We start from the raw sequence: 13,269 nt of genomic DNA on the forward strand, positions 1-13,269 counted from the left end.
CACAGAGAAGGGGAATTGCCAATGCCGCTGGAACTGGTCACCCTGCGCTGCCTGCAGGACAACTATGCCTATCTGCTGCATGGCAAGGCCGGAACCGTGCTGATCGACGCACCCGAAGCCGCGCCGGTCCTGGGCGAACTGGCCGCGCGCGGCTGGGGGCTGGATGCGATTCTGCTGACCCATCACCATCCCGACCACATCCAGGCCGTGCCCGAGATCGTCGCCGCCACCGGCGCCAAGGTCATCGGCGCGGCGGCCGACGCGCACCGGCTTCCGCCCCTCGATATCTCGGTCGCGCCGGGCGAGGCGCTGCAGATTCTGGGCGAGCCGGTCGAGGTGATCGACGTGTCGGGCCATACCATCGGGCATCTCGCCTATCACCTGCCGCGATCGGGGTATGCCTTCACCGCCGACAGCCTGATGGCCCTGGGCTGCGGGCGCCTGTTCGAGGGCAGCGCGACGATGATGTGGGCCAGCCTGCAGCGGCTGAACGCCCTGCCCGGCAGCACGCTGATCTGTTCAGGGCATGACTATTGCGCCGGCAATGGCGCCTTTGCCCTGTCGGTCGACCCCGGGAATGCCGCCCTGCGCGACCGGCTGGCCGCCGTGGCCGAAACCCGGCAGCCATGCGCGCCGGCGACACTGGCCGAGGAACAGGCCACCAACCCCTTCCTGCGCGTGGCCGCACTGCGCGCCGGGCTGGGCTTGGGGGACGCGTCCGATGCCGACGTCTTCGCCCGGTTGCGCGAGATGAAGGACCGTTTCTGAGGCTTTTGGGCCACAGGCAAGCGCGCCTGGCGCTTTTCCTGCCCCGGGTTGAAATGCGCCCCAGCGATCATCACATCTGCCTCATTCATGGGAAAAACGTGCCGGTTTTATTAAAAAGCACTTGATGCCGGGCGAAATCCACCAAATCTTAACTGTATCGTGACAGTCTGGGCAGGTGGGCCGCAAGATATGCCCATACCGCCAGCCGACTGACAGGAGACGACCCGTGCCAAGCTTCTCGACCTCCCTGGAACAGGCAATTCATCAGGCGCTTGCGCTGGCAAATGAACACCGACACGAACTGGCGACGCTGGAACATCTGCTGCTGGCGCTGACCGAGGAGCCGGATGCGGTCAGGGTCATGCGCGCCTGCAACGTCAATCTGGACGAATTGCGCAAGCTTCTGATCGACTTCATCGAGGATGACCTGTCCACCCTGGTCACCGATGTCGAAGGGTCCGAGGCGGTGCCGACCGCCGCCTTCCAGCGGGTGATCCAGCGCGCGGCGATTCACGTGCAAAGCTCGGGCCGGCAGGAGGTCACCGGCGCCAACGTGCTGGTCGCGATCTTCGCGGAACGCGAATCGAACGCGGCGTTCTTCCTGCAGGAAATGGACATGACCCGCTATGACGCGGTCAATTTCATCGCCCATGGCGTGGCCAAGAATCCCAGCTTCAGCGAGAACCGCAAGGTCGTCGGCTCGGACGAGCCGGCCGAGACCAAGCCGGCCGAACCGGCGCAGGAGGCCAAGGAAGAAACCGCGCTGTCGAAATACTGCGTCGATCTGAACGCCAAGTCGAAAAAGGGCGATGTCGATCCGCTGATCGGCCGCGAGGACGAGGTCGAGCGCTGCATTCAGGTGCTGTGCCGCCGGCGCAAGAACAACCCGCTGCTGGTCGGCGACCCGGGCGTCGGCAAGACCGCCATCGCCGAGGGGCTGGCCAAGAAGATCGTCGAGGGCGAGACCCCCGAGGTGCTGTCCGGCGCCACGATCTTTTCCCTGGACATGGGCGCGCTTCTGGCCGGCACCCGCTATCGCGGCGATTTCGAGGAACGCCTGAAAGCCGTCGTCAAGGAACTGGAAAACCACGACGACGCGATCCTGTTCATCGACGAGATCCACACGGTGATCGGCGCCGGCGCGACCTCGGGCGGGGCGATGGATGCCTCGAACCTGCTGAAACCGGCGCTTGCGGGCGGCAAGATGCGCTGCATGGGCTCGACCACCTACAAGGAATATCGCCAGCATTTCGAAAAGGACCGCGCGCTGTCGCGGCGGTTCCAGAAGATCGACGTGAACGAGCCTTCGGTCGCGGATTCGGTGAAGATCCTGATGGGATTGAAGCCGCATTTCGAGAAACATCACGAGCTGCGCTATACCAATGACGCGATCAAGGCGGCGGTCGAACTGGCCAGTCGCTATATCAATGACCGCAAGCTGCCCGACAGCGCCATCGACGTGATCGACGAGGCCGGTGCCGCGCAGCATCTGCTCAGCGAAAGCAAGCGGCGCAAGACCATCAGCCCCAAGGAGATCGAGGCGGTCGTGGCCAAGATCGCTCGCATCCCGCCGAAGAATGTCAGCAAGGACGATGCCGAGATCCTGCGCGATCTGGACAGTGCGCTGAAGCGCGTGGTCTTCGGTCAGGACAGCGCCATCGAGGCCCTGGCCTCGGCCATCAAGCTGGCCCGCGCCGGCCTGCGCGAACCGGAAAAGCCGATCGGCAACTATCTCTTTGCCGGACCGACCGGTGTCGGCAAGACCGAAGTTGCCAAGCAACTGGCCAGCACGCTGGGGGTCGAACTGCTTCGCTTCGACATGTCCGAATACATGGAGAAACACGCCGTCAGCCGCCTGATCGGCGCGCCCCCGGGTTACGTCGGTTTCGACCAGGGCGGGCTTTTGACCGATGGCGTCGACCAGCATCCGCATTGCGTGCTGCTGCTGGACGAGATCGAGAAGGCGCATCCCGATGTCTACAACATCCTGTTGCAGGTGATGGATCACGGCAAGCTGACCGACCATAACGGCCGGCAGGTCGATTTCCGCAATGTGATCCTGATCATGACCTCGAATGCCGGCGCCTCGGATCTGGCCAAGGCCGCCATCGGCTTCGGCCGCGACCGCCGCGAGGGCGAGGATACCGAGGCGATCGAGCGCACCTTCACGCCCGAGTTCCGCAACCGCCTGGATGCCGTGATCAGCTTCGCGCCGCTGGCGCGCGAGACCGTCGTCCATGTGGTCGAGAAATTCGTGCTGCAACTGGAAGCCCAGCTGATGGACCGCAATGTCCATATCGAACTGACCCCGGAAGCCGCCGACTGGCTGGCCGAGAAGGGTTACGACGACCGGATGGGCGCGCGCCCGCTGGCCCGGGTGATCCAGGAGAACATCAAGAAACCGCTGGCCGAGGAACTGCTGTTCGGCCGGCTGACCAAGGGTGGCGTGGTCCGGGTGAAGATCGAGGACGACAAGCCCGTCTTCGACATCACCGGCCCGGACGCGCCGCGGATCGGCAAGTCGAACACGCCGCTTCTGACCGCCGACTGATCCGGCCACCACCTCGGGTCGATCCCGCCTCAGAAACCCCGCATCGCGGCGCGATGCGGGGTTTCTTCTGTCGGGGCCCCCTTTTCTGTTTCGGCGCGCAAGGCACCGCGGACGGACAACGGCTCAGACGGTTCCGGTCAGGCGTGCGGGGATCAACCCGCGCAGCGCGTTCCCGCAGAACAGCGCTCCCTCGGCCAGATCAGCCGGCTTCAGCACCGCCTCCTCGGCCTCGCCCGAGGCCAGCAAATCCGCGCGAAGCACGCCCGGCAGCAGGCCGCAATCCAGCGCGGGCGTCAGCAACCGCCCGCGGCGGCGCAGAAACAGGTTGGTGATCGTGCCCTCGCAGATCTCGCCGCGCTCGTTCAGAAGAATCGCCTCATCGCATCCCTTGGGCAACGCAGCCCGAGCGGCCTCATACGCCGGTCGGTGCGAGGTCTTGATCCGCAGCCACGGATCGGCACTGTCCAGGCATCGTGCGGAGATCACCACATGCCATTGCTGCGGGTTCGGCGGCAGCGGCGCGTGACTCACGACGATCCGCCCGCCGGCATCGACCGTCAGCCGCGACCGCAACACCTGTCCGCGCGGCAGTTCGGCCAGCCCCGCCGCAAGCCGCATCTCATCCAGCGGAAAACCCACCGCCGCGCAGTCGCGCCGCAGGCGATCCAGATGCAGCGGCCACAGCCGGATCGTGCCGTCGGCTTCCACCCGCATCGTCTCGATGACGGTCAGGCCTTCGGGGACAGGTTCATGAAGGCCGATTTGCACAATGCTTCCTCCCATTCCGGACCCGCGCGGCTGTCATGAACGATGCCGCCGCCGACATTCAGGCGCAACAGGCCGGGCCGCATCATGAGCGGCGAGCGGATCGCGACCGAGAATCGCATCGGCCCGGCAGGATCGATCCAGCCGATGGCCCCGCAATAGACGCCGCGTGGCGTGTCCTCCAGTTCGGCGATGATCTCCATCGCGCGGATCTTCGGTGCCCCGGTGATCGAGCCGCAGGGGAACAGCGCGCAGAGAATCTTGGACAGGCTGGCACTATCGGCCAGCTGGCCCGTGACGGTCGAGGTCATCTGATGAACCGTAACGTAGGGTTCGATCTCGAACAGCCTCGGCACCCGCACGCTGCCCGGCAGGCAGACCCGGCTGATATCGTTGCGCAACAGATCCACGATCATCAGGTTCTCGGCCCGGTCCTTTTCCGAGGCGGCAAGGGCTGCGGCCAGCGCGGCGTCATGGGCCGGGGTCGTGCCGCGCGGGGCCGTGCCCTTCATCGGCCGGGTCTCGATCCGGCGGGCCTCGTCGACCGCGAAGAACAGCTCGGGGCTGCGCGACAGCACCGCCGGGCCGCCCAGATCGACAAAGGCCCCCTCGCCCACCGGCTGGCGCGCGGCCAATGCGGCATAGATCGCCAGCGGATCGCCCGCCACGCTGGCCTCCATCGGGAAGGTCAGGTTGATCTGATAGGTATCGCCCGCCTCGATATAGTCATGCACCGCCCTGATCGCGCGGTCGTAGCGGTCGCGCGACCACAGCGGGCGCGGCGCGTCAATATGGACGCCGTCAGGTGCGGGCAGCGCCGGCGCGGGACGCGGCCGATCGAACACCCCCATCAGGATCAACGGCACATCACGGGCCGGCAGCATCAGCGGCGCCAGCTTCGGGGTCAGCGCATGGCCCAGTTCATAGGACAGGTATCCCGCCAGCCAGTGCCCCCGTGTCTGCGCCGCCTCCATCGCCGCCAATGCCGCGGGAACCCCGGCCGGATCATCGGCCCGGATCAGCGCCTGCGGATCGGCGAACAGGGTGCCGCCCGGCACCGGTCCCCGGTCAAAGCGGACCTGCGCGGTCACGTCGCGGCCCTGGCCTTTGCGGCCAGATCGCGGGCGATGGCGAAGGCGCCCTTGATACGATCGGCATCCGCGCCCCAGTCGCGGCGCAGCACGATCTTGTTGCCCTCGACCTTGGCCAGCCCGCGTTGGTCGGTCAGGAACTCGACCAGGCCGGCCGGGTTCGGGAACTTGTCATTGTGGAACTGCACCGTCGCCCCCTTGGGGCCGGCGTCCAGCCGGGCGATATTGGCACGCTTGGCCATGGCCTTGATGCGGATGACCAGCATCAGCGTGTTCACCTCGCGCGGCAGCTTGCCGAAGCGGTCGATCAGTTCGGCCGCGAAGCCCTCCAGTTCGACCTTGGTGGTCAGCCCGGCCAGACGGCGATAGAGGCCCAGCCGCACATCCAGATCGGGGATATAGCTTTCCGGAATCGTCACCGGCACGCCAAGGTTCAGCTGCGGCGCCCATTCGTCCTCGGGCGTGCCCTCGATCTCGCCCGATTTCAGCTTGGCGATGGTTTCCTCAAGCATCGCCTGATACAGTTCGAAGCCGACTTCCTTGATATGGCCGGACTGTTCCTCGCCCAGAAGATTGCCGGCCCCGCGCAGGTCCAGATCCTGCGAGGCGAGGTTGAAGCCTGCCCCCAGCCCGTCGATCGAGCCGAGGAATTTCAGCCGCCGGATCGCCTGCGGCGTCAGCGGCGCGCGCGGCCTGGTGGTCAGATAGCAATAGGCCCGGGCCTTCGAGCGCCCGACCCGACCCCGGATCTGGTAAAGCTGCGCCAGCCCGAACATGTCCGCCCGCCAGACCACCATGGTGTTGGCGGTCGGGATGTCGAGGCCGCTTTCCACGATCGAGGTCGCCAGAAGCACGTCATGGCTGCCGTCGTAGAAGGCGTTCATGCGGCCGTCCAGATCGCCGGCCGCAAGCTGGCCATGGGCGACGATATAGCTGACCTCGGGGACATTCTCGCTCAGCCAGTGTTCCACGTCGGGCAGGTCGCTGAGGCGCGGCACGACGAAGAAGCTTTGCCCGCCCCGGTATTTCTCGCGCAGCAGCGCCTCGCGGATGGTCACGCTGTCGAATTCGCTGACATAGGTGCGGATCGCCAGACGATCGACCGGCGGGGTGCCGATGATCGACAGATCGCGCACCCCGGTCAGCGACAGTTGCAGCGTGCGCGGGATCGGCGTGGCGGTCAGGGTCAGGACGTGGATATCGCTGCGCATCTCTTTCAGCCGCTCCTTGTGGGCGACGCCGAAATGCTGCTCTTCGTCGATCACCAGCAGGCCCAGCCGCTTGAAGCGCACCTGCCTCGCCAGCACCGCATGGGTGCCGATGACGATATCGACGCTGCCCTCGGCCAGTCCCTCGCGGGTCTTCGCGGCATCCTTGGCCGGCACAAAGCGTGACAGCGGCCGGACGGTGATCGCGGTGCCGCGAAACCGCTCGGCGAAGGTCCTGAAATGCTGGCGGGCCAGCAGGGTCGTCGGCGCGACCACGGCGACCTGCATCCCCTGCGAGGCGGCGACGAAGGCGGCGCGCATCGCCACCTCGGTCTTGCCGAAGCCGACATCGCCGACCACCAGACGGTCCATCGGCCGGCCCGCGGCCAGATCTTCCAGCACGTCGTCGATGGCGGCCTGCTGGTCGTCGGTCTCGCTGTAGGGGAAGCGGGCGGAAAAGGCCTGCCAGTCGTGATCCTCGGGCTCCAGCACCGGGGCGGGGCGCAGCAGGCGTTCGGCGGCGACCCGCATCAGCTTGTCGGCGATCAGCCGGATGCGTTCCTTCAGCCGCGCCTTGCGGGCCTGCCAGGCGCCGCCGCCCAGGCGGTCCAGAAGGCCCTCTTCATGGCCATAGCGGCTCAGCAGTTCGATATTCTCGACCGGCAGGAACAGCCGGTCGCCGCCGGCATATTCCAGCGCCACGCAATCATGCGGCACACCGGCGGCCTTGATCGTCTCAAGCCCGGTATAGCGGCCGATGCCGTGTTCGACATGCACGACCAGATCGCCCGGCGTCAGGCTGGTCGTGTCCTTCAGGAAATCCTCGGCCCGGCGGCGCTTCTTCGCGCCACGGATCAGCCGGTCGCCCAGAACGTCCTGTTCCGAGATCACCGCCAGCCGGCCAAGCGCCTGACCGTCGGCGACAAAGCCCTGTTCCAGCGGCCAGACCGCAAGGCCGACCGCGCCGGCCCCGTCGGCCAGGTCGCGCAGATGCCCGATGTTTGTCGTGCCGGTCAGCCCCTCATCGGCCAGCAGCCCCGAAAGGCGCTCGCGCGCGCCTTCGGAAAAGCTGGCAAGGATCACCCGGCGGTCCTTTCGCAACGCCTTCACATGATCGGCCAGTTCTTTGAAAAGGTTTACGGATTCCGCCTGCCGCTCGGGCGCGAAATTGCGCCCGGCGCGGCCGCCCGCATCCAGCACCCCCGGCCCCGGAGGTTGCGGCAGGACCGACAGGCGCAGCACCCGATGCGATGCCAGCCAGCCCTGCCATTCCGCATCGCCCGGAAACATCGCCTCGGGCGGCACGGGCTTGTAGACCGTATCGCTGCGCCCCTTGGCCGCCAGCGCGGCGCGGCGGGCCTCGAACTGTTCGCGGATCATCTCGCGCCGGGCGTCGATCACCTGTCCGACATGATCGTCAAGGACCACCGAGGCGCCGGGAAGATAGCCGAACAGGCTGTCCATCCGTTCATGGAACCAGGGCAGCCAGTGCTCCATCCCCGCCATCTTGCGGCCGGCGCTGACGCCCTCATACAGCGGGTCGTTGCTGCCGCCGCCATATTCGGCGCGGTAGTTCTGGCGGAACCGGGTGATCGCGGGCTCATCCAGGATCACCTCGGACATGGGCGCGATCTCGACCCGGTTCAGCGTTTCGGTAGTGCGCTGGCTGACCGGATCGAAACGGCGCGCGCCGTCCAGCACGTCGCCGAACAGATCCAGCCGCACCGGGCCGGATTCGCCGGGCGGAAAGATGTCGATGATGCCGCCGCGGATGGCATAGTCGCCCGGCTCGGTCACGGTTGGCGACTGCACGAAGCCCATGCGGATCAGGAAACCGCGCAGGCCGGCCTCATCGATGCGCTGGCCGACCGACGCGGTGAAACTGGCGCCCGCGACCAGATCGCGCGGAGGCACGCGCTGCAAGGCCGCGTTCAGCGTCGTCAGCAGGACGAACGGCCCCCGAATCGCGCCCTGCGCCAGCCCGGCCAGCGTGGCCATGCGCGCCGCCTGCACCTCCGGCGCGGGTGAGACACGGTCATAGGGCGTGGTATCCCAGGCCGGAAAGTCCAGCACCGGCAGATCGGGCGCCAGAAAGGCCAGGGCCGCGCGCATCGCCGCCATGCGCCGGTCGTCGCGGGCGATATGGATCACCGGCTGGCCACGCGCGGCCTCGCGCGCGATCAGTGCTGCGTCATAGCCCTCGGGGGCGCCGGAAAGGATCAGCCGATCGGACATGGGCGTTCAGGTAAAGCGCGGAACGGCGGTGTCAAGCGCCAGCCCGCGGGAACCGGCGCGGGAATGACGGGCCGTCCGGTCCGGAGCGACGGCGGCCCCCCTGCCCGGCACCGCCAGGCCGGTCGGACACGACCGCCTATCCCGGCCGGATCAGGCTGCCCGCGGGATCCGATTTCCGACGCCGGCGCAGCCGTGCCTCGCGCCACATCGCATAGCCGCCGGCCGACGCGATGAGCCCGGCACCGGCCAGCGTCCAGAGATCGGGCCGTTCGGCAAAGATCACCACCCCGAGGATGATCGCGAAGACCAGCCGGGAATAGCGGAAGGGCGCGATCGCCCCAATCTCGCCGATGCGGGTCGCGATCACCATGGTGATATAGCCGGCCAGCCCGAAGCACAGCGACGCGGCCATCATCACCCCTTCGACCGGGCGCGGCGCCACCAGCCTCTGCGCGTCGAGGATCAGCAGGACCAGCCCCGCGATCCCGATCGCGCCGAAGGCCGAGGCGGTCAGCGTGCCCGAGCCGATCGAGGCCGGAAGCCGCCGCGTGACCAGATCGCGCACCGCCAGCGCCAGCACCGCGATCAGCGCGAGGATCGAGCCGGGCTGGAAGGCATCGGTGCCGGGGCGCACGATCATCAGCACGCCGGCAAAGCCCAGCATGATCGACAGCCAGCGCCGCCAGCCCACCGGCTCGCCCAGAAACAGCGCCGCCCCCAGCGTCATCAGCAATGGCAGCGCCTGCAGGATCGCCGAGGCCGTACTGAGATCGCCGATCGCCAGCGCGGTGACGAAGCTGACCGAACAGACCGCCTCGCAGAAATTGCGCAGCATGACCCCGCGATGCAGCAGGTCGCGCAGCCGCAGCCCCTCGGAGCTTCGCGCGACCCAGGCGCCGAACAGGATCATCCCGGCGAATCCCAGAACCAGCAGCAACTCACCCGTGGGGATGCTTTGCGACAGGAATTTCAGCAGCGCATCCTCGCAGGCAAAGCTGGCCATGCCCAGCGTCATCAGCAGGGCGGCACGGGCGTTGTCGGTCACATCCCCGACTCCAGCCGCGCGACCAGGTCCGGCAGATCCGCAATCGCCTCAAGGTGATGCAGGCGCGGATGATCCGGCGCCTCGGCCCGCTCGGCCACCCAGGTCACCTCGCGCGGCAGGAAGACCCCGTGCCCGCCCAGTTCCAGCACCGGCAGGATATCGCTTTTCATCGAATTGCCCGCCATCACGAAGGCATCGGCGCCGATCCCGTGGCGGCCCAGCACCCGCGCATAGGCCTCGGGCGTCTTGTCGGCCAGAATCTCGACCGCCTCGAACCGTTCGGCCAGATCCGAGGCCGCGATCTTGCGTTCCTGGTCGATCAGATCGCCCTTGGTGATCAGGATCAGCCGTCGGCTGGCCAGCGCGTCCAGCGCCTGCTCGACCCCGTCGAGCAGCAGCACCGGATGGGCAAGCATGTCCTGCCCCAGTTCCAGGATCCGGCCGATGGCGCGGCCGTCGATGCGACCGTCGGTCAATTCGATCGCCGTCTCGACCATCGACAGCATGAAGCCCTTGATGCCGAACCCGTAGCGGCGCAGGTTCGCGCTTTCGACATCATAGAGCCGGCCGCTCACCGCCTCGGGATCACAATGATCGGCCAGAAGGGTCACGAATTCCGATTCGGTCACGCGGAAGAAGGTCTCGTTCTCCCACAGCGTGTCATCGGCATCCAGTCCGATCGCCTCGATCATCCACCCCTCCTGCGGCGCATTGCCTCGCCCCCGAAGCGAGACCATGATGCAGGGCGGTTGTCAAATCCGAGGCAGACATGACCTTCACCGTTCCCGACATGAGCTGCGGCCACTGCAAATCCGCCATCGAGGCCGCGCTGAGCAAGGCCGGCGGCCGGGCCAGCATCGATCTGGCGGCGAAAACCGTCACCGTCGAGGGGCTGGACCGCGAGGCCGCCCTGGCCGCCATCCGCGCCGCCGGATACGAGGTCGCCGCGTCCTGACCGGCCGCCGCGCGCGGGCCACAAGATATTGCGGCCCCGTGACTGCCCTCCCGCTCACGGCGCGCTCGCGCCGCGGTGATTGAGTACGCTTAAGGATTTTGCTATATCTTGTGGCTATGAAGGGCATTGAGACCGGGTAAACCGGCATCCCCGATCTGAGGATAGGACAAGGAAACCGAGGAGACAGTCCATGCTGAACCGCATCGTGATCGCGGCGGCTGCCGTTTTGATGACCGCGCCACTGGCCATGTCCGGCCCCATCGACAGTGCCTGTGTGCGCTCTGACCGTGCCCGTGGCAATTCCCAGCTTTGCGGCTGCATCCAGCAGGTGGCGAACCAGACGCTGTCGCGGTCCGACCAGCGCCGTGCCGCCGATTTCTTCAAGGACCCGCATCAGGCGCAGGTCGTGCGGATGTCGAAAAGCGATTCCGACAACGCCTTCTGGTCGCGTTACAAGCGCTTTGCCTCGACCGCCGAGGCCTATTGCCGCTGAGCCGGTTGCGCATCACCGTCCTGACCGGCGCCGGCATCTCGGCCGAAAGCGGGCTGGCGACCTTTCGCGCCAGCGACGGGCTGTGGGAAAGACACCGGATCAAGGATGTGGCGACGCCCGAGGCGTTCGCACGCGATCCCGAACTGGTGCACCGCTTCTACAATGCGCGGCGCAGCAAGGTGGCGGCGGCCCGGCCGAATGCCGCGCATCTGGCGCTGGCCCGACTGGCCCGGCATCACGACCTGACGCTGGTGAAGCAGAATGTCGATGACCTGCACGACCGCGCCGGCAGCCCCGAGGTGATCCACATGCATGGCAGCATCGGCGGCGCGCTCTGCGCCGCCTGCGGGCATCGCTGGCCCGCCCCGGCGGTCATGGCGGTCAATGACCCCTGCCCCCGCTGCGCCGCCAGAGTAAGCCGCCCGGATATCGTCTGGTTCGGTGAGATGCCCTATCACATGGAGCGGATCTGGGCGGCGCTGGACCAGGCCGACCTGTTCGCCGCCATCGGCACCTCGGGCAATGTCTATCCGGCGGCGGGCTTCGTCCAGCATGCCGCCCGGCGCGGCGCCGAATGCATCGAGATGAACCTCGAGGCCAGCCTCAATGCGCGCGATTTCGACCGCCAGATCCTCGGCCCGGCGACCGGAACCGTGCCGCAATGGGTCGAGGCGCTGATCGACAGCGGCTGAGCCCCGCCGCGTTTCACATTCCTTTCATGCGGGAATCGGATCATGATCGCCAAACCGATGCGAGGAATCTGCCCATGAAAATCGCCGTCTGGAACCTTGAATGGCTGAACGACATGGTCACCACCGACGCCGAAGGCCGGCCGGTGCTGAAACCGGGCAATGCGCGGGTGCGCGGCCCCAAACCGCCCTGGCAGTCCGAAAACCCCACCGTCGCCGAGCGTTCGGCGCTGATCTCGGCCGGGCTGGCCGATCTGGACGCCGATCTGATCGTCATCGTCGAAGGGCCCAATCTTGGCGGTGAATTGCAGGCGATCTTCGATGCGCTGGCGCCGGGAACCTGGTCCTGCCATGTCCAGCGCTCGCGTTACATGTCGCGGCCCGGCCCGGACGGGCGGCGGCTGGGCTCGTCGCAATGCGTCGGGCTGGCGATCCGCACCGACCGGGGCAGCTTTGCCGATCCGCCGGTGCTGATCTGGGACAGCGAGGATCCGGCCGCCGGCACGGTCCATGACGCCTCCGAGCCCTTCTTCCTCGATGTCGAGGAGAACGGCATCTACGAATGGTTCCGCTATGAGCGCCGCCCGCTCTATGCCGAGATCCGCCCCGCCGGCGGCCAGCCGTTCCGCATCCTCGGGCTGCATCTGAAGTCCAAGGGCATCTTTCAGGCCTATGAATGGTCGAAATGGTGGCAGATGGCCGATGCCAACCGCCGCCGCCTGCTGGCGCAGTGCCGCCATATCCGCACCCATTTCCTCGACCGTTACCTGACCGAGGCCGAAACCGCCGGGATCCCGCTTCTGGTCTGCGGCGACATCAATGACGGGCCGGGCTTCGACACCTCGGAAATGCGGCTTCTGGCCTCGGGCGTCGAGACGCTGATGGGGTCGGTCTGGAAACCGGGGCTGACGCTTGGCAATGCGCTGTTCGACAGCCTGCCCGACAAGGATCGCGAGGCGCTGGACTTCGGCGATCTCAGCACCACCCGCTTTCCCGACCCGATCTTCAACGACACCTTTCACCGGGTCTGGATCGACCATATCCTCTACAGCCGCAACGCCCCCGCCGGCTGGGTCAGCGAGGCGCGGATCCCGCGCGACACCGCCGAAGGCACCGAATACTGGAAGATCAGCGACCATTTCCCGGTCATCGCCCGCATCGATCTGCCCGCGCCAAACAGTTAGCGGGCAATAATCCTTGCGCGGCGCCCGGGTCTGGGCTAACCCCGCCCTGCCTCGGTTCCGGGCCCTGCCCGGTGAAAAGGGAACGCGGTGCAATTCCGCGACTGCCCCCGCAACTGTCAGCGGTGAGCGAGGCCGGAGATCGCCACTGTCCGCAGGCTGCGGATGGGAAGGCCCGGCCAAGCCGTGACCCGCGAAGTCAGGAGACCTGCCGCAGGCGATCACCCTGAATGCATGCGAGGGGCATGCATGAAACGGAACTTCCGTCGTGGTGGTATTCGCCGTTCG

11 protein-coding genes and 1 riboswitch are annotated in these 13,269 nt (G+C 67.0%); of the genes, 6 read left to right on the forward strand and 5 right to left on the reverse strand.

Going from position 1 to position 13,269, the window contains the following annotated elements:
• Nucleotides 1-21 precede the first annotated feature (21 nt).
• A complete protein-coding gene (gloB, locus tag KNW02_RS11160; RefSeq protein ID WP_216033347.1) occupies nucleotides 22-768 on the forward strand; it encodes a hydroxyacylglutathione hydrolase in 747 nt (248 codons plus the stop codon).
• A 226-nt stretch (nucleotides 769-994) separates the two neighbouring features.
• Nucleotides 995-3,319 (forward strand): ATP-dependent Clp protease ATP-binding subunit ClpA, encoded by a 2,325-nt coding sequence (clpA, locus tag KNW02_RS11165; RefSeq protein WP_216033348.1) that lies wholly within the window; start codon nucleotides 995-997, stop codon nucleotides 3,317-3,319.
• A 123-nt stretch (nucleotides 3,320-3,442) separates the two neighbouring features.
• Here clpA and KNW02_RS11170 read toward each other — a convergent pair whose 3' ends face one another.
• The 5 genes from KNW02_RS11170 to KNW02_RS11190 all read right to left on the reverse strand — a co-directional run bounded on the left by KNW02_RS11170 (nucleotide 3,443) and on the right by KNW02_RS11190 (nucleotide 10,355).
• A complete protein-coding gene (locus KNW02_RS11170; RefSeq protein WP_216033349.1) occupies nucleotides 3,443-4,087 on the reverse strand; it encodes an aminotransferase class IV in 645 nt (214 codons plus the stop codon).
• Entirely contained in the window at nucleotides 4,048-5,175 is a 1,128-nt protein-coding gene (locus tag KNW02_RS11175; protein WP_216033350.1) for an aminodeoxychorismate synthase component I, read from the reverse strand. The genes KNW02_RS11170 and KNW02_RS11175 overlap by 40 nt, the downstream gene beginning before the upstream one ends.
• A complete protein-coding gene (gene mfd / locus KNW02_RS11180) occupies nucleotides 5,172-8,618 on the reverse strand; it encodes a transcription-repair coupling factor (RefSeq protein WP_216033351.1) in 3,447 nt (1,148 codons plus the stop codon). The genes KNW02_RS11175 and mfd overlap by 4 nt, the downstream gene beginning before the upstream one ends.
• 136 nt (nucleotides 8,619-8,754) lie before the next feature.
• Entirely contained in the window at nucleotides 8,755-9,663 is a 909-nt protein-coding gene (locus KNW02_RS11185; RefSeq protein ID WP_348524716.1) for a DMT family transporter, read from the reverse strand.
• The gene (locus KNW02_RS11190) at nucleotides 9,660-10,355 is read right to left on the reverse strand and encodes an HAD family hydrolase (protein ID WP_216033352.1); all 696 of its coding nucleotides are present in this window, start codon (nucleotides 10,353-10,355) and stop codon (nucleotides 9,660-9,662) included. The genes KNW02_RS11185 and KNW02_RS11190 overlap by 4 nt, the downstream gene beginning before the upstream one ends.
• Nucleotides 10,356-10,432: 77 nt before the next feature.
• Between KNW02_RS11190 and KNW02_RS11195 the strand changes: the two genes are divergently transcribed.
• From KNW02_RS11195 to KNW02_RS11210, 4 genes are all read left to right on the forward strand, one after another.
• Nucleotides 10,433-10,618: a heavy-metal-associated domain-containing protein gene (locus KNW02_RS11195; protein ID WP_216033353.1), complete on the forward strand. Its 186-nt coding sequence runs from the start codon at nucleotides 10,433-10,435 to the stop codon at nucleotides 10,616-10,618.
• 190 nt (nucleotides 10,619-10,808) lie between these two features.
• The gene (locus KNW02_RS11200) at nucleotides 10,809-11,111 is read left to right on the forward strand and encodes a hypothetical protein (RefSeq protein ID WP_216033354.1); all 303 of its coding nucleotides are present in this window, start codon (nucleotides 10,809-10,811) and stop codon (nucleotides 11,109-11,111) included.
• A 5-nt stretch (nucleotides 11,112-11,116) separates the two neighbouring features.
• A complete protein-coding gene (locus KNW02_RS11205; RefSeq protein WP_216033355.1) occupies nucleotides 11,117-11,803 on the forward strand; it encodes an NAD-dependent deacylase in 687 nt (228 codons plus the stop codon).
• Between the two features lie 74 nt (nucleotides 11,804-11,877).
• A complete protein-coding gene (locus KNW02_RS11210) occupies nucleotides 11,878-12,984 on the forward strand; it encodes an endonuclease/exonuclease/phosphatase family protein (protein ID WP_216033356.1) in 1,107 nt (368 codons plus the stop codon).
• A gap of 35 nt (nucleotides 12,985-13,019) precedes the next feature.
• A riboswitch (cobalamin riboswitch) is annotated at nucleotides 13,020-13,211 on the forward strand.
• Nucleotides 13,212-13,269: the final 58 nt, after the last annotated feature.

The sequence above is a fragment of the Paracoccus marinaquae genome (genome assembly GCF_018860165.1).
GTDB classification, from domain to species: Bacteria; Pseudomonadota; Alphaproteobacteria; order Rhodobacterales; family Rhodobacteraceae; genus Paracoccus; species Paracoccus marinaquae.

Excerpts from the sequence above, each read along its gene's own strand:
- gloB (WP_216033347.1), top strand. The coding sequence starts at position 22 with ATGCCGCTGGAACTGGTCACCCTGCGCTGCCTGCAGGACAACTATGCC.
- mfd (WP_216033351.1), bottom strand. The coding sequence starts at position 8,618 with ATGTCCGATCGGCTGATCCTTTCCGGCGCCCCCGAGGGCTATGACGCA.
- KNW02_RS11190 (WP_216033352.1), bottom strand. The coding sequence starts at position 10,355 with ATGATCGAGGCGATCGGACTGGATGCCGATGACACGCTGTGGGAGAAC.
- KNW02_RS11195 (WP_216033353.1), top strand. The coding sequence starts at position 10,433 with ATGACCTTCACCGTTCCCGACATGAGCTGCGGCCACTGCAAATCCGCC.
- KNW02_RS11200 (WP_216033354.1), top strand. The coding sequence starts at position 10,809 with ATGCTGAACCGCATCGTGATCGCGGCGGCTGCCGTTTTGATGACCGCG.
- KNW02_RS11210 (WP_216033356.1), top strand. The coding sequence starts at position 11,878 with ATGAAAATCGCCGTCTGGAACCTTGAATGGCTGAACGACATGGTCACC.